General features: G+C 60.6%; 12 protein-coding genes. 11 read left to right on the top strand and 1 reads right to left on the bottom strand.

Annotated elements, in window-relative coordinates:
* Nucleotides 1–72 precede the first annotated feature (72 nt).
* From AB4Z00_RS19925 to AB4Z00_RS19880, 10 genes are all read left to right on the top strand, one after another.
* On the top strand, nt 73–2,454 hold the full coding sequence (locus AB4Z00_RS19925) for a TonB-dependent receptor (RefSeq protein WP_442046989.1): 2,382 nt from the start codon (nt 73–75) through the stop codon (nt 2,452–2,454).
* Nucleotides 2,455–2,508: 54 nt separating this feature from the next.
* Complete coding sequence (gene cofH / locus AB4Z00_RS19920; protein ID WP_133085058.1) at nt 2,509–4,848, top strand: 5-amino-6-(D-ribitylamino)uracil--L-tyrosine 4-hydroxyphenyl transferase CofH; 2,340 nt, start codon at nt 2,509–2,511, stop codon at nt 4,846–4,848.
* Complete coding sequence (locus AB4Z00_RS19915; protein ID WP_133085059.1) at nt 4,845–5,675, top strand: SDR family NAD(P)-dependent oxidoreductase; 831 nt, start codon at nt 4,845–4,847, stop codon at nt 5,673–5,675. Before cofH ends, AB4Z00_RS19915 begins: the two co-directional genes overlap by 4 nt.
* A complete protein-coding gene (gene npdG / locus AB4Z00_RS19910) occupies nt 5,672–6,331 on the top strand; it encodes an NADPH-dependent F420 reductase (protein WP_133085060.1) in 660 nt (219 codons plus the stop codon). The genes AB4Z00_RS19915 and npdG overlap by 4 nt, the downstream gene beginning before the upstream one ends.
* A 9-nt stretch (nt 6,332–6,340) precedes the next feature.
* Nucleotides 6,341–7,078 (top strand): coenzyme F420-0:L-glutamate ligase, encoded by a 738-nt coding sequence (gene cofE / locus AB4Z00_RS19905; RefSeq protein WP_133085061.1) that lies wholly within the window; start codon nt 6,341–6,343, stop codon nt 7,076–7,078.
* Nucleotides 7,079–7,136: 58 nt separating this feature from the next.
* Nucleotides 7,137–7,712, top strand: coding sequence for a 2-phospho-L-lactate guanylyltransferase (cofC, locus tag AB4Z00_RS19900; RefSeq protein ID WP_133085062.1), 576 nt, complete (start codon nt 7,137–7,139; stop codon nt 7,710–7,712).
* Between the two features lie 88 nt (nt 7,713–7,800).
* Nucleotides 7,801–8,721, top strand: coding sequence for a TIGR03619 family F420-dependent LLM class oxidoreductase (locus AB4Z00_RS19895; protein ID WP_133085063.1), 921 nt, complete (start codon nt 7,801–7,803; stop codon nt 8,719–8,721).
* Nucleotides 8,666–10,447: an FAD-dependent oxidoreductase gene (locus AB4Z00_RS19890; RefSeq protein ID WP_442046988.1), complete on the top strand. Its 1,782-nt coding sequence runs from the start codon at nt 8,666–8,668 to the stop codon at nt 10,445–10,447. The genes AB4Z00_RS19895 and AB4Z00_RS19890 overlap by 56 nt, the downstream gene beginning before the upstream one ends.
* An 810-nt stretch (nt 10,448–11,257) precedes the next feature.
* The gene (locus AB4Z00_RS19885) at nt 11,258–12,412 is read left to right on the top strand and encodes an oxidoreductase family protein (protein WP_236549398.1); all 1,155 of its coding nucleotides are present in this window, start codon (nt 11,258–11,260) and stop codon (nt 12,410–12,412) included.
* 2 nt (nt 12,413–12,414) lie between these two features.
* Nucleotides 12,415–13,227 (top strand): SDR family NAD(P)-dependent oxidoreductase, encoded by an 813-nt coding sequence (locus AB4Z00_RS19880; protein ID WP_236549397.1) that lies wholly within the window; start codon nt 12,415–12,417, stop codon nt 13,225–13,227.
* Nucleotides 13,228–13,313: 86 nt separating this feature from the next.
* Here AB4Z00_RS19880 and AB4Z00_RS19875 read toward each other — a convergent pair whose 3' ends face one another.
* Nucleotides 13,314–15,752 carry a TonB-dependent receptor gene (locus tag AB4Z00_RS19875; RefSeq protein WP_133085065.1) on the bottom strand — a complete coding sequence of 813 codons (2,439 nt, stop codon included), beginning with the start codon at nt 15,750–15,752 and terminating at the stop codon, nt 13,314–13,316.
* Between the two features lie 383 nt (nt 15,753–16,135).
* On the opposite strand from AB4Z00_RS19875, the gene AB4Z00_RS19870 reads away from it, so the two are divergent.
* On the top strand, nt 16,136–17,377 hold the full coding sequence (locus AB4Z00_RS19870; protein WP_159831189.1) for an acyl-CoA dehydrogenase family protein: 1,242 nt from the start codon (nt 16,136–16,138) through the stop codon (nt 17,375–17,377).
* Nucleotides 17,378–17,397 lie beyond the last annotated feature (20 nt).

Below are 17,397 nucleotides of genomic sequence, written 5' to 3'. Positions count from 1 at the left end.
AGACCGTGAATAGCGGCCATTCAGAGTGCTTTGAAAAGCCTGCGAAGAGACAGGCGGCGGGAGAGAGAGTTGATGAAATCGCGTTTGCTGAGACTTGCGCTGTTGTCGGCAGGAACGACCTTGGCCGTCCCGGCGTGGGCGCAGGATGAGAACGCTTCTGCCCCTCAGATGGAAAGCGCGGCGACGGGTGACATTATTGTCACCGCTCGCCGGCGCGAGGAGCGACTGCAGGATGTTTCCGTCTCCATTTCAGCGTTTTCCGCTGAAGCGCTCGAGCGCAGCACGGTCCAGACAGTGAGTGATTTGAGGACAATTACGCCAGGGTTCACGTTCTCGGCTGAAGGCGGTAAGGACAACGTGGCGCTGACGCTTCGCGGCATTGGCCAGCTCCCACTGGGTGAAGTAACCCCGGGCGTCGTGATCTACGTGAACGATACGCCGCTCCCGGCTGTGGGATCGAACGTGCCGACTTACGATATAAGCAGCATTCAGGTTCTGAAAGGCCCCCAAGGCACGCTGTTCGGGCGCAATACGCTCGGCGGTGCGGTGGTGATCGGCACGCAAAAGCCGACATACCGTTTCGAGGGCTTTGGCGAAGGCACATACGGCCGCTTCGACTATCGGGAGCTGCAAGGCGCGATCAACATCCCCATCGTCGAGGACAAGGTCGCGTTTCGCGCCGCGGGTCAGATTCGCCGTCAGGACCCGCGAACGATCGCCTTTGACGAGGGCCCCGGGTTCGACAATATCCATCAGGACGCCTTCCGGCTTTCGCTGCTGATTGAACCCTTCGATGGGTTCACCAGCACCACCGTATATGAGTATTTCAAGGGCGACGAGCTGGCTGGCGGGCTCTATCTTTTGCGTCAGAATTTTCCTTTCGCGGCGCTGGGCCTCGCGGCCGTCGATCCTCAAGTCGAAGCCGCGTTGGCAACCCAGGCTTCCAATCGGCGCGGATCGTTCGACGGGGGAATCGACGGAGGTGCCTCGTATCGCAAGGCAACTGCGATCACCAACGACACGTCTTACAGTTTCGGCGACATGACGGTTCGGAACATCTTTGGTTATCGGAAGAACTACAGTTACCAGCTGATCAATACGGGCGGCCTGCCGATACTCCAGATTCCCACCGGCCTCTCCGCCCCGCTGCCGGCATCGGTGCCATTCACGCTGTTTACGGCGTCGTCGGTAATTGACCGCCAATATCTCACCAACGAGACACAGCTGCTCGGCAACTTCGGCGCGTTCAATTTTATAGCGGGCGTCTTCTACAACAACGACAAGCCCCACGGGCCCACCGGATCGCAGTTCACCGCGTTCTCGGTGGGCGGGGTTCCCGCTCCTGCGGTCACGTCCCATGTCCGTAACCGAAACTGGGCTATTTATGGGCAGATCGGGTACGACATAACCGACAAGCTGAAATTGAACCTGGGGGGACGCTACAGCTGGGACAAGGTTTCAGCGTGCGGCGGCACTATCGGGACCAGCTATGTGGACGAAGCGACTTGCCTGGCAACCGCGAACACCGGGGCAATTGATGGCGTGGGCACAGTATCGAACAAGGGGCAGGAGCCCAGTTGGACGGTCGGCCTCGACTACAAGGCGACGCCCGATTGGCTGCTCTATATCGTATCGCGTCGCGGCTATCGTGGTGCCAACGTCAACACGCCGAAATTCGAAACCGTCTATACGACTGGTGGAACCGATCCTGCTTGTGTCGCAACCGGAGGTGTTTGCCCCGATCTCCGGCCATTCCAGAAGACCAACGAAGAGACGATTACCGATCTCGAAGTCGGTTCCAAGTATGACTATCGCGTGGGAACCGCGCGGGGCCACCTCAATATTGCAGCTTACTATAGCAAATACAAGAATGCCCTCCAGTTCCTGAATACGCAGACGACCGTTCCCAACGGAACGCCGGATTCTCCTTCGAATGGTTCGCTCGCGGTCAATGCGGCGAACTTGCGGATCTGGGGCGTCGAACTCGAGGCCTCGATAAGCCCGGCACGCAGTGTAACCGTCGGCTTTAACGCGGCCTATACGAACGTGACGGTCGAAAGCCTTACCCTTCCCGCTGATTTGCCGCCGACGATCGTGCTCGGAAAGGATCAGATCAACAAGTATTCACCGAGCTTTTCCGGTACGGCCAGCTTCAACTGGATCCTCCCGGTGCGGCCCGCGAATGGCGAAGTCAGCTTCAATGCCGACGTATTCATGACCGCCGATTACGGTGGCCAGAACGGCGAGAAGCTGCCCGGCTACGAATTGGCGAATGCGCGCCTGGACTGGCGGGGAATTGCGGATACCGGGATCGATCTCGGAATCTTTGTGAAGAACGTTTTCAACGAAAAGTATTTCTCGGCCGCGAGCGTGCTTCTCCCGTCCTTCCCGACGAGTTCCGTTTATGCCGGCGACCCCAGGATTTGGGGCGTGTCGGCAAAGTACACGTTCTAGAGCGGCCGGAGCGACCGGTATGAAAATCGGCCTCGAACTATCACGGAGAATGTTGTGATGCTCGACCAACTGCACCTGAGCCACGATGATGCAAATCGCATTTACAGCGCTCTCACTTCGATTTCCCTCAACGAAATGATGGCCACGGCGGAGGCGATGACGCTCGCCGCCCATGGTCCGCGCATGACATATTCGCGCAAGGTCTTCATCCCGCTGACCAAACTGTGCCGCGACGTCTGCCACTATTGCACTTTCGCCACCACGCCCGGTCGGATCGACAAAGCCTACCTGGCCGCGGAGGATGTACTGGCGATAGCGCGCGCCGGTGTGGCGGCAGGATGCCGCGAGGCGCTTTTCACACTCGGGGATCGACCTGAACTTCGCTACGGAGCCGCACGCGACGCCTTGGCCAGATTGGGGCACGAAACGACCCTTTCCTATCTCGGCGAAATGGCAGCGCTCGTCTTGAACGAAACCGGGCTGCTTCCGCACCTCAATCCGGGGCTGATGGGTGCTGCCGACTATGCCTCACTGCGTCCGCATGCGGCCTCGATGGGCCTGATGCTTGAAAGTAGCTCGCAGCGCCTGTGCGAGAGAGGAGGGCCGCACTTTGGATCGCCCGACAAGGAGCCGGCGCGGCGGCTTGAGTCGATTGCTCAGGCAGGGCTTGCCAAGGTTCCTTTCACTACCGGCCTGCTGATCGGCATCGGCGAAACGTGCCGCGAGCAGGTTGATGCACTTGTCGCCATCCGCGACCTGCATCGCCAATACGGGCACATACAGGAAGTCATAATCCAGAACTTCCGCGCCAAGCCCGGCACGCAGATGGTAGATTTCCCAGAGCCGGCATTGGATGACCATCTCTGGGCCATCGCGGCTGCTCGTATCATCCTCGGCCCCGAGATGACGATTCAGGCTCCGCCAAATCTTCAGGAAAGCCATAATTTCGCTCCGCTGCTTCGCGCTGGCGTCAATGACTGGGGAGGAGTCTCTCCGGTAACGCCTGACCATGTCAATCCGGAAGCGCCTTGGCCGCACCTCGACATGCTCGAACGCGCCACCAATGCCGCCGGGCGCACATTGCACCAGCGCCTTGCGATCGGCCCCCGCTATGCAACGGCCGCAAGGCAATGGGCCGCGCCGCCTGTCGCGGCAACCGTTCTTCGGGCAATCGATGCTCGCGGACTGCCAAAAATCGACGATTGGGCCGCGGGCAGAGGCGATGCTGCGCCGCAGCAGATCTCGGCGGGTGGATTTGCGGTATCCCCGCGCATATCGTCGATACTTGACAGCGTGAAAGCCGGCCACGTGCTGGGCGAAGCGGATATCGTGTCGATGTTCGATGCCGAAGGAGCCGACTTCACAGCGATCGTGAACTTCGCCGATCGCCTTCGCAGGGACGTAGTGGGCGAAACGCTGACTTTTGCGGTCAACCGAAACATCAATTACACCAATATCTGCCTCTACAAATGCGGCTTCTGCGCGTTTTCCAAGGGTAGTACCAAGGCCATGCGCGGGCCGGCATATCGGCTCGATTTCGCCGAGATTGGCCGCCGGTCCGCCGAAGCCTGGGATCGCGGGGCCACCGAAGTCTGCCTGCAAGGCGGTATCCACCCCGATTACGACGGTAACACCTATCTGGATATACTTCGCGCAGTGCGTCAGGCGGCGCCGGATATCCATATCCATGCCTTCTCCCCGCTTGAGGTGACGCACGGCGCGAGAACATTGGGGCTACCGCTCGAAGACTTTCTGGCCCGTCTGAAAGCAGCCGGGTTGTCGACGCTGCCCGGCACGGCCGCCGAAATCCTCGATCCCGAAATCCGCGACATCATCTGCCCGGACAAGGTTACAGCGGACGAGTGGATCGAGGTCATGCGTGTCGCCCATGGCGTTGGACTGCGCAGCACCGCCACGATCATGTTCGGCCACGTCGAGGGATATCGTCACTGGGCACGTCATCTCCTGTCGATCCGATTGCTTCAGGACGAGACAGGTGGGTTTACCGAATTCGTCCCGCTGCCTTTCGTCCATATGGAAGCGCCGATCTGGCAAAAAGGCCTGGCACGGTCGGGTCCGAGCTACCGCGAGGCGGTGCTGATGCATGCCGTCGCCCGTATCGTGCTGCATCCCGTGATCGCCAATATCCAGGTCTCGTGGGTCAAGATGGGGCCTGAGGGCGCAGCGGCGATCCTGCAGGCAGGTGCAAACGACATGGGCGGCACCCTGATGGACGAGTCGATCACCCGTGCCGCCGGCGGCGTCAACGGGCAAGAATTTGGGCCGACGCAAATGCGGGCGCTCGCCGCTTCCGTCAACCGGCCCGTGCGCCAGCGCACCACTTTGTATGAAGATCCGCCGGTTCGTCACGGCCATTGCATGGAGACGTTATGATCGATCTATCCTTTCCGTTGCGCGACAAGGTGGCTCTCGTCACCGGAGGCGGCAGCGGCATCGGGCGCGCTACCGCCCGCATGTTCGCGCAGCGCGGCGCCATGGTCGCCGTCGCCGGCCTCGACGAGGCGCCGCTGCTTCTGGTTGCCGAGGAAATTGTCGCCGCCGGCGGGCAGGCATTGCCGATTGTCATGGACGTGACGAGCGAAGACGCGATCGCAGGGGGCGTTGCGCGCCTCGCGGATCGCTTCGGCAGGCTGGATATTCTTCACAGCAATGCGGCGCAGACCGGCGAACTGCAGGAGGATGGCCTCATCGATGCAATGGACGCGGACTTTTGGGACCGCACGTTCTCGATCAACCTGCGCGGATCCATGCTTTGCGCCAAGCACGCCATTCCGCTCTTGCTGACGAGCGGGGGGGGCTCGATCATTTTCACCGGCTCCGGCAAGGGTCTCGCCGGCGATCTTGATTACCCGGCTTACGGCACGTCAAAGGCGGCCTTGCTGGGACTTTCGCGCTACATCGCGACCCAGTACGGGAAGCAGGGCATTCGCTCCAATGTCGTTGTCGTGGGCCTAGCCATGACCGAGGCGCTTGACAGGAACATGCCCGAGGCGGCGCAGAAGCTGATGACCGAGCACAATCTGGTCGACCACCTCGGCAGGCCCGAGGACATTGCCGAAGTGGTCGCATTTCTAGCTTCCGAGCAATCCCGCTACATCACGGGAGCAGCGATCGTCGCTGACGGCGGCTTCACTTCGCACTCGGCCGTCTATGCGGACATGCTGCGCTTTGCAGCGATGGATACCGGAGCCAAGGCATGACGCAACCTTCTATTGCCGTCGTTGGCGGCACGGGAAACCTTGGTGCGGCTATTGCCTGGCGGCTTGCCCGAGCAGGTTATGAGGTCGTAATCGGATCGCGAAATGCCCAAAGTGCGCAGGACGCGGCATCGGGGTTGGGGCACGGACTTCGCGGCGCGAGTAATGTCGACGCGGTGGCAGGAGCCGATATCGTGATCGTCACGGTTCCCTTCGCCGCGCAGCAATCGACGCTTGCTGATATTGCGCCGCATGTCGCAGGAAAGCTGGTGGTGGATACTACCGTTCCCCTAGTTCCTCCCAAGGTCATGCGCGTGCAACTGCCCGATGAGGGATCGGCAGCCATGAGAGCGCAAGCGGCTCTTGGCCCCAGTGCCGTGGTCGTGTCGGCGTTCCATAACGTCGCTGCGCACAAGCTCGCTCAGGACGTCGATGTCGGCTGCGATGTCCTCGTATTCGGAGACGACAAGGAAGCGCGCGGACGGATTGTGGACCTTGCCGATGCCATGGGGCTTCGGGGTCTTCACGGCGGCGCGCTTGTCAATTCCGCCGCAGCCGAGGCGCTGACCTCCATCCTCATTTTCATGAACAAGACGTACCGTGTCGACGGCGCCGGCATTCGGATCACGGGCGAGCTTATCCCGCCAGATCAGCAATAGGCAGCGGCGATGATCGAAATAGTCGAACTGAGCGGCATCGGCGAAATCGCGCCCGGCGACGACCTCGCAGCGATACTTCGAGATGCCCTCCAACGGTGTGGATCGCCGCTTCGCGATGGGGATGTACTCGTGGTAACCCAGAAGATTGTCTCGAAGGCCGAAGGACGGCAGGTCGATCTTGAGCAAGTCGAACCGGGTGAGCCGGCCCGCGAACTGTCCCAATTGACGCGCAAGGATCCGCGCATGGTTCAACTGGTGCTCGACGAATCGAGTGAGATTGTGCGAGCGGTTCCCGAAGTGCTGATCACGCGGCACAAATTGGGTCACGTCATGGCCAACGCGGGGATCGATCGTTCCAACATCGGTCCATCACTGGGCGCTCGTGCACTGCTGCTCCCCCTGGATCCTGACGCAACAGCGGCGAATTTGCATAGCGCGCTTGGAGTGCCGGTAGTGATCTCGGACAGCTTTGGAAGGCCCTGGCGCCTTGGTGTGGTCTGTGTTGCCATCGGCGCAGCGGGCCTGCCGGCTCTCCACGATCGCCGCGGCGAACTCGATCGCGACGATCGCCCTCTGGAAGTCACTCAGGTGGCGCTGGCCGACATGATAGCCAGCGCGGCAGGGTTGGTGACGGGTGAAGGCGCAGAAGGCATACCGGCCGTTCTCGTCCGCGGATGCCGCCTTGAGGGGATGCCGCGCAAAGCCGCCGAACTGGTACGCCCGAGGCGCGAAGACCTGTTTGCATGAACGGGGCGCCTGCGCGCGCCTTCGTATTTGCAATTAGCTCCGCCGCAGGACTTGCACGATGAGAAACTGGATCGCTGTGGTTCCCTGGAAACAGGGGAGGGAAACGAAGTCGCGACTGGCCCCGAGCCTGAGTGCGAGAAAGCGGCAGGCGTTGGCCTGCACGATGGCGGCGCACGTCGTGGGCTGCCTTTCCGGGATCGAGGCAATCGAATCGACTTTCGTCCTGGCGCCTGCCAGCGTGGAAGGTTGGCCGGTGCAATGGCTGCGCGACAGCGGCTTTGGTCTCAACGGCGAACTGAACAGGATCCGCGAACATTTCGGCAGTCGGCCGCTCCTTGTTATCCATGCCGACCTGCCTGCGTTGGTCGGTGAAGACGTGGAGGCCCTGCTTGCCGCGGCGCGGGGGACAGGACGCGCATTCGCCCCCGACCGGCATGGCAAAGGCACCAATGCAATCGCTCTTGCGGACTCGGGCTCTTTCACCTTCGCATTCGGTCCTGGCAGTCTAGCACATCACCGGGCGCAGTCGCCTGCTGCCGCCATTGTCGAAAGGGCGGGCCTGGGTTTCGATCTCGATACTCCGGCCGATCTCGAACACGCAGTTTCCCGACGCCTGATCAGGCAAGCCGCATGAGCCTTCGCCGCTCGCTCCCCTTCCTAAGGAAAGGTGCGAGCACGCCGCCGCGCTTCACTATCCGCCCGACATCGTGAGAGGACAGCAGATGAAACTGAACGTCAGTGTGCCCAACAGCATGCACGTGGCTGCGATGACCCAGCCCTGGGAGCATGCCCTGACGGGCGACGATATTGGGCATGCGCTGAAAATTGCAGACGATCTCGGCTTCAACAAGTGCATGCTGGGCGAGCATTTCATAATTCCCCGTGAGCACATCGAACTGTCAGGCGACCATTACGTTCATGGAACAGTGGCTCTCGCATTCCTTGCCGGCCGAACCTCCAGGATGAAAGTCAGCTCTTCGGTCACGATCCTGCCCCTCCAAAACCCGATCGTCCAGGCCAAGGCATGGTCTACGCTCGACTGGTTGAGCGGTGGGCGGGCGACCGCGCTGTTCGGCGTGGGATGGCTCAAGGAAGAGTTCGACATGCTGGGAGTGGATTTCCATAACCGGGGACGAATGGCCGACGAGTACGTGGCTGCGATCATCGAGCTGTGGACCGCTGACAATCCGGAATTCGACGGCGAGTTCGTGAAATTCAGCAATGTCGGGTTCGCACCGAAGCCGGTCCAAAAGCCGGGCCTGCCGATCTGGTTCGGCGGCGACGCGGAAGCTGTTCTCAAGCGCGTGGCAAAGTTTGGCGACGGTTGGTCTCCGTTCAGGACACCGCCCGAAAAATTCCCGGAGTGCCTGGATTTCATCCGGTCCCAGCCCGAATATGACGGGCGCCCCATCGACTTGTTCTTCGCGCTCGAAATGCTCAATGTCGGTGCGCATCACGAAATCATGGACGACCCGCGCGCGCCAGGAACTCGCGACGCGCAGAAGATCATCGACCAGATCGGATGGCTTCGCGACCTGGGTGTCAACGAGACGATCGTCCCTCTGCCGCCAGGGATTGGTGGAATGGATGAATACGTCGAGCGGCTGCAGTGGGTCGCGCAAGAGATCATGCCGAAAATCTGAACTGGGCCGTCGGAACGACGGGTTTGGTGAGCGCCGTTCCATCCAAATCGAAAAACGGGAGGTAGCAATGACCCAGTATGATGTGGTCGTGGTGGGTTCGGGCGCGGCAGGCATGACTGCCGCGCTGCGCGCGGCGGCGGCGGGGAAGTCGGTGATCGTTCTCGAGAAGGCATCGCATTTTGGGGGAACGACCTCGATCTCGGGCGGCGGTATCTGGGTTCCGGTAAGCCCGCAGGCGCGGGCCGCCGGGGTCGACGACAGCAAGGACAGGGCGCGGCAATACGTCCTGGATGTCATAGGTCCCTCGGCCGAGCCGGCGCTCATTGATGCCTACCTCGATGCAGGGCCCCGGATGGTGGAGTGGCTGGAAAAAAACAGCCGGGTCGAATTCCTGCTCTCGCCGCCGAGCAGCGATTGGTATCCCGAAGTTGACGGCGCAGCCGATCACGGTCGTTTGCTCGCCCCTAAGGAGTACGATGGCAAGAAGCTGGGCGAACACTTCGCGCAGCTGAGGCCCGCGCGGGAAGAGTTCAACGCGCCGGGAGGCTTCATGATCGACCTGTTCGATCTGCCATATCTTGCGCAAATGCCCTCGGCAAAATCGCTCGTGCACTTCGGCAAGCTGGCTGCCAAATTCGGGTTCGACAAGCTTCGCCGCTATCCTCGCGGCACGCGTCTCACGATGGGAAATGCACTGGCGGCCCGTCTCCTTCGCTCCGCGCTCGACGCGGGGATTACGCTGCGCACCAATGCGCCGGTCGATCATTTGCTGGTGCAGTCCGGCCGGGTGACCGGCATTCGGGTAGGTGACGAAGATATCGGTGCAAGGCTGGGCGTCCTGCTGGCATCGGGTGGATTTTCCGCCAGCGAGCAGCTTCGCAAGGCTTATATCCCTTTTGCCGAAAACCATGTCTCGATCCTCCCCTACGAAAACACGGGCGACGGCATGAACATGGGATTGGAGGCAGGCGGCGCGCTTGCCGAGGAAAATCTGGTCAACGCGGTATGGGCGGTGGTCTCCAAGCTCACGCGGCCCGACGGATACGTGGCACGCTATGCCCATCTCATCGATATGTCGAAGCCCGGATGCATAGCGGTCAACGCCAAGGGCGAGCGCTTCGGTAATGAAGCATCTGTGCATTTCGTTGAAGCGATGCACCGTGACGGAGCTGTTCCGGCCCACATCATCTGCGATGCCGATTTCATCAAGAAGTACGGCATGGGCATGGTCTATCCCGGCGGCGGCGGTCTCAAGAAGCTTATCGCAGCAGGCTATGTGACCGAGGGGCGCAGTCTTCGCGAACTCGCAGAGAAAATCGGCGTAGAACCGGACGGCCTTGTCGCCAGCGTGGCCAAGATCAACCGCTATGCGGAGATCGGGCATGACGCCGACTTCGGAAAGGGAGAGACACAGATCGACATCGAGATCGGCGATCCCCGGAACAAGCCCAATCCCTGCCTGGGGCGCGTCGAGCGGGCTCCATTCTATGCGATCAAGATCTACCCCGGCGATGGCTCGACGACCGTGGGCCTCAAGGTCGACGCGCAGTTTCGCGTGGTAGGGGGAGACGGCACACCTGTTCCCGGTCTTTATGCTGCCGGGTTGGATGCCAATTCGATCTGGCGAGGCAAATCGCCTGCGCATGGGTGCAACGTAGGTCCTGCCATGGTCACCGGCTTTATTGCGGGCAATTCGATGGCGCAGGCCCTGACACTCGCAAACTAGCTCTCAAGTCACATACACGGCGCTTCTCGTCCCGGCGGGAAGCGCCCTGTGCTGTGCATTGCCGGAGGGCAGCGGCAATAAGGCTGCCGAGGCGGCCCCCGCGACGCATCGGTTGATTGACCATAATCGCCGCCATCCGGGGCGGAGCGCGCAGCAAGGAACGTGACGAAGGTCGACGGCTAGCGCGCTATGCGGCAACGCCGGTTCATTCGGCACAGAATTTGGGCCGCATCGCCGCACCGTGAACGCTCCCCAGCCTCGTGCCGTCGGACGCGTCCCAATACCCACGCCAGAACCAGACCCGCCCATCGAAGTCCAGATCGAACACCGCCGCGACGAGCGCTGCCGAGCGCCGTCAATCCCAAAGCCGGCGCGCTGTGCCTAACCATTCCGTAGAGACGGGGCCGGCGTCGTGATTTCCCGGACCACGCAGTAACACTCATCGTACAGCTCACTTCGTCGCGCCAGCTCTCGGCAGATCGGATCGGCACCCTGGCGCAGCGGGGCGACTGGAAGGGCCGATTGATAGTTGGCCCTCGGTGGCAAGCGCCACGCGCAATTGGCTTAGGTCGAGATGGGGACCATGGATGAGCGCCAAAACCTGCAAAAAGCCGTATCCCAGGTCTCCGTCGAAGGTCGGGGTGGTCCCTCTCTTCGGGCAGGTTGCGCTTCGGTCGCGCCTGCGATGCTCGGTATCCCGGATGCAGCGTAAAATCGGTCCGCAAAGCCGGCAAGCTCCCTCGGCCCAGGTTCGAGGGCCTTCGCCGGGACGGACGACGCTGTAACACAAGAACACATCAGGAGAGTTCGATGGACCCACAAGCCCAACCGCAATACCGCAATGCGACGGTCGATCCTGATTGTGTGCCTCGTCCTTATCCTACCCGAACTGGTCATCTGCCGACCTCGATGGAGGGGATCGATGCCGCGTGGTTGGGATCGATTATGGCCCACAAGTATCCCGGCGTCGCGGCACGCAGCATGGAAACGGTCCAGCTGCTGAACAGCCACACGACCAAGTGGCGCGTCAAAGTGGATTGGAACGAAGCGGGCCTTGCCGCCGGGCTCCCCGCGAACCTGTGCCTGAAGGCCAACTGGTCGGGCAGCTTCGACAATGTCGATATCCATGCCGTCGAGGCCCGGTTCTATCATTTCCTCGCCAAGGAAATGAAGGTTCCCACCGCGCAGTGCTATTACGCCGACTGGGACGACGATGGCAGCGCTCACGGCCTGCTCGTGCTGGAAGACCTCAATGATCGCGGTGGACACTTTGGTCACAGTACGCAGCACTCCGGCATCGACATGATCGCCTCCAACCTCGAGGGACTGGCTGGTCTTCACGCCAGTCTCTGGGGAAGCGAAAAAATCTCCAAGGCCAATGCCCCGTGGCTGCAGACGCAGATGGATACTCCGGTCGACAGCGACCAGGTCCGCATCATGTGGCAGTGGATCGACGACAATCTGAAGGATCCGAATTTCCGCGCGATCGCGCCAAAGCACTATCTTGACGATCCGCGCCGCGTCGAGCGCGCATTCGACCGGCTGGGCGAACTTGAGCGTGCCTATGACGCGCCCTATTGCATCGCACTGGGTGATTGCCACCAGGGGAACACCTATATCCTGCCTGGCGGGGAAAGGCTTTGGTTGGATTGGCAACTGGTGCGACGTGGACGTCCGTGGCGTGATCTTACTTATTTCCTAGTCGGATCGCTGACCATCGAAGAGCGGCGCGCCCATCACAAGGATCTGCTCAAGCAGTATCTGTCTTACCTGACCGCGACGGGCGTTCCCGGAATTCCCAGTTTCGAGGAGGTCTGGGAGCAGACGCGCTTGTGGGTGATGTACGGAATTCAGGCGTGGGTCGCCAACCACGACTCCTGGGGGCAGAACGGGTTGCCTATGAACGAGCGGTTCTTCGTCGCGGGCGAGGAACTGGGGACCTGGAAGATACTGCTGGGAGAGTGAGGATGGGACTGGTTCAGGGAAAAATCGCCGTCGTCACGGGATCGGGATCCAACATCGGGGAAGCATGCGCTCGCAAGCTCGCTTGCGAGGGCGCTAAAGTGGTTCTGGCAGACATTAATCTGGCGGGAGCAGAGCGCGTGGCGAAGAGCATCCGCGCCGCCGGTGGGGAGGCGATGGCATGTCCGCTCGATCTTGCAGAAGAGGCGAGTATCGCTGCATTGGTCTACGCAGTGATCACGGCTCATGGCCGGATTGATGTCCTGCACAACAATGCCGCCAACACCGCCGTCAACCAAATGGCCGCTGACGGTGCTCTGGTCGATATGGACGCAGCGGTTTGGGATGCAGCGTTTCGTATCAACACGCGCGGCACGATGCTGATGATCAAACACGTCGCTCCCCACATGATCGCCGCGGGCGGTGGGTCGATCATCAATACAAGCACGGGCGTTTCGATCCTCGGGGATGTCTTCAACCCGGCCTATTCTTCCTCGAAAGGAGCGGTGAACAGTCTTACGCGCAACACTGCCGCCCAGTTGGGCCGCCAGAACATCCGCTGCAACGCAGTGATGCCCGGTTTGGTTCTTACACCGCAGGCGCGCGAAATGATGCCTGCAGAACAACTGCGCATGATCCAGCGGCATGTCCTGTTGCCACGAGAAAGCGTGCCTGACGATATCGCCGGGGCCGTGCTGTTCCTTGCCTCGGATCTTTCGGCATTCGTCACGGGCCAAGTCTTCTCGGTCGATGGCGGTATTTGCCACCACACTCCATATTTCGGCGATGTCATGGATATGCAAGCGGCCGCACACTAATGAAAACGGAGCGGTCAGTCGCAGACTGACCGCTCCCCACAAGATTACCTGATCGGCTCCGCGGATAACGCGGAGCCGAATTGATTTCAGAACTGGACCTTGGCAACGACCCCGTAAGTGCGCGGATCGCCTACAGCTACCGAATTGACCGGGAAGCTCTTGAGCAGGACATCCGCAGCCGCGAAATATCGCTCCTTGGTCAGATTGCGGACGAAGAAGCTGAGATCGACGCCAGTATGAGCGATGTTCTCCCAGTCCAGGCGCATGTTGACGAGATTGTAGCCTGGCAGCTTTTCACCATATTGACCACCGAAGTCCGCAGTCATGAACAGGTCACCGCTCAGCACCAGATCACCATCCGCCGGACGGACAGGCAAAGTCCAGTTCGCGCTGAAAGTGCCGGAAAAGGTCGGCGCGTATTTGTTTACGTCGGAAGAGGTGAAGGAAATTCCCTCCACGTCGGGCAGCGTGAGCTTGTCTACCCTCATGTGCGTATAAGCGCCGTTGAAGGAGACCGTCAGGTTTCTGCTGGGGCTGACGGCGGCATCCAGTTCCACGCCATAGATCGACAGGTCTGCGGCGTTCACGCCGAACGAACCGTTGGTGGGACTGTCCGGGGCGGAAGCGGGAATCAATGTTTGCGCGTTCAGAAATTGCAACGCGTTTTTATACTTGCTGTAATAGGCTGCTGTGTTGATGTGACCGTGGGCACCGGCGATGTTGAACGTCCATTTCTCGCCGATCTCGATATCGGTAAGCGTCTCTTTCCCGGTTTTCTGGAATGGCCGCAAATCAACGCATTGACCCGAGCCGGATCCGCAGGCGGGGTCGGTTCCCCCGGTCGTAAAACGCGTTTCGAACAGCGGCGTGTTTACATTGACACCGCGGTAGCCGCGACGGCTTACCACATAAAGCAGGAGGTCAGGCGCGGCCTTCCAATCCGCACCAATCGTCCAACTGGGCGCGGAGCCGCGATTGGATACCACGCCGATGCCGTCGGGAAGATTGAGCTCTGCAAGCGACCGGCAGGTCGAATCCTCGGCATAGGAAGTTCCGATGGCGCCGCCGCAAGCCGACACACGGTCCCAGCTGTAGCGCAGGCCGGCGTTGAGCGTGACGGCGTCCGTCACCTTGTAGGAGATCTGTCCGAACGCAGCGTAGTTGGTGTTCCTGACATTGGCGGTGACGACTGCGGCAGGTGTTCCGGGCGTGGTGAATGCGGAGAATGTCGAACCGGAGGGACCATCGGGTGTGTCATGGCTATAGAAGCCGCCGACAATGAAATTGAATCGGTCGAAGCTGCCAAGGAACTGCACTTCGTCGGTCAGATACTGGCGCTGAATCAGCGCAGCCGCATGGAATACTGTGAAGGGAACATCCACCGGACTGCCCAGTGCGGCGCCCGGCAGGTACATTGGGCCGAGAGCAGAAGTGTTGATCAATTGGTCGCTGCGATTCTTGCGATAACCGAAAATGTTTCGCAGCGTGAATTGGCCGAAACTTGCGGATGTGTCGTTCGAAATGCCCCAGTTGCGACGATTGGCCCGGCCGGATCCCGAATCGTCCGTGAAAGCACCGTAGAAATTCTGCTTCTGCAACGCGAGATACTGCGCTGTCTGAGCATCAAGGGAAGCGCCGATCAGTGACCCCGCAGCCGCGCCGACCGACGGGGCGAACAGGTCCGTAAAGCTGAAGTTCTGGCGAAGCAGATAATACCCTGAAGCAGATTCCCTGGCTTTGAAGTAGTCGAAAATGGTCGTGCTCTTCAGCCAGTCGGCGGGCGTGAAGAGTACCGAGGCTCGTGCGCTGTCCTGACGGACGTCATTGAACCCATCGCCGCCGTTGATCGAATATGTCATCGGATCGCGCCGTCTGATCTGTCCTGCAACGCGGATGGCCAGAACGTCCGCGATGACCGGGACATTGAGGGCGCCCTGAACTTCGCGATAGTCGTAATTGCCGTAAGTCCCCTGCAGATAGCCGCCAAAGTCCTGGCCAGGTGATTGCGGGGATATCAGAACTGCACCGCCAAGGGTGTTGCGGCCGAACAAAGTGCCCTGCGGGCCCTTGAGGACCTGGATGTTGCCGATATCGAACGTCGGCACGTTCGAGCCGAGCGAGGCAAGGGGCACGTTCGCGAAATAGGTAACTACACCGGGCGTGACTTCGCCAGTCGGTATCTGCCCGATCCCGCGAAGTGAAACCGAGGTGTTGTCCTTGCCGCCCTCCGAACTGAATGTAAGACCGGGCGAGATAGTCCGAATATCGGCAATCGTCTGGACGCTGCTACGTTCAAGGGCGGTATCGGAGAATGCTACGACCGATACAGGCACGTCCTGAAGCCGCTCCTCACGCCGCCGCGCTGTGACGACGATCTCGCCGGTCAGGGACGGGGCGGCGGAGGACTGCGCTTCAGCGGTCTGGTCGGGCGTGGGCGGGCCATCGGCGGCCCATGCCTGAACAGGAAGCACGCTCATTGCACAGAGCCCGGTCCCCGCTACGATGCGGACGAATTTAGTTTTCATGTATCGCCTCCCACTTGCGTCCGGCTTCTTGCGCCGCGCGTAGATATTCCCCGCTGCTAAAGAACGGGCAGACGGCGGGAGCTATAGAGATCTATCTCGTTTCGATTCCTATCTTCGGAGGGGGCGAGGCCCAAATTGGTTTCGGTTTTTCTGGCGCAAGGATCTGCCTTCGAAACAAGCAGATTCTGGTCGGTGACGAACATTGAGCAGAACGTCGCTTTGCTGGCTTTCGCTCAGTCTCGGCACTTCGCGCTTCACGGAATATCGGCATTCTTCCCCGTCGAGGTTATGCGCGGCGAGAATTCTTAGCCCGTTCTTGACAACGCTGTTTGCAAATCGCCTGAAATTGAATAATGACGAATTTGTCATTATAGGAGACAGGGATGCAAATCGGCAAGTTTGACACTGGCAAATTGACTGTCGCCTGCGTCGAGAATCCTGTGAACGCGGCTCGCGCATTACGCCCATTGCTCGCAGCAAATGCCGACAGATGCGAAAAGGAACGCCGCATCGTCGCGCCGGTGATAGAGGCTTTGCGCAACTCCGGCTTGTTTCACATTACTGCACCCCGGCGCGCTGGAGGGCCGGGGCATAAACTGATCACCCATATTGAAACGGTGGCGGAACTCGCTCGTGCCTGCCCGGGCACCGGATGGGCCTACGGTTTGCTGAGCGGAATAACCGGTACTGCTCTTGGATTAGGGCCGTCGATGACAGAGCTGCTTTTTCGTCATGGGGGTGAACTGTTCTGCAGCGCATCGGCGCCCAGCGGCAACGCGACGGGAGTACCCGGCGGTTACCTCGTCTCGGGACGGTGGGGATACGGTTCCGGATGCCTTCATGCCGATTGGGCGCTGAACGGCATCATGCTTGATACAGCGGTTGGCGCGCAGCCAGCCATGGCATTCTTGGACCTTCATGATCCGGCATGTTCCATCGAGGACAACTGGCATGTTGCAGGTATGGCCGGCTCGGGGAGCAACATGATCGTTGCCGAAAACGTGTTCGTGCCGGAAGAGTTGATCCTGAAACCCAGTGATACACCTCCACCAGAAGTGCTCCTCGAGATGGAAGGTCTCGAGGCGCGGGACCGCTGGCCGATGGAGCCGTTGTTCCCGCTGGGCGTGTTGGCGCCGATGCTCGGCGCAGCAATGGCGATGCTGGAGCACGTAGTAGAGGTGATGGACCGGCGGCCGGTCGTAGGCTGGACTTTTACCACTCAGACTGCCTCCGAAGCCTTGATCGGAATGACAGGACGCGCGGCAATGGAAATCGACTCGGCCTGGCTGCACGTCCGTCAAGCTGCCGCGATGCTGGACGAGGCGGCACAGCAACGGGTCTTGACTGGATACGACAAGGCGCGGATCCAGGCGGACTGTGGTTATGCCATGGAACTACTGCGTGGGGCAGGCGAGCGGCTGATGGACGTGGCCGGACCTGGTGCCTTCGCGTTGTCCAATCCCTTGCAGCGCTTCTGGCGCGACCTCAGCGTGGGCACGCGCCACAACGCGCTCAATAGCCATTTGTCCCTGGAGCTTTACGGGCGGGCAATCACGGGCCGTGCATCGAACATCCGCCTCATTCCCGACATCGGGCCGGTGCCTGTCCTTTCAAACGACCGATAACCCTTTCACCACAGGAGAGA

The sequence above is a fragment of the Novosphingobium sp. YAF33 genome (assembly GCF_052113265.1).
GTDB lineage: Bacteria > Pseudomonadota > Alphaproteobacteria > Sphingomonadales > Sphingomonadaceae > Novosphingobium.
This window is presented reverse-complemented; position numbering and strand designations above follow the sequence as displayed.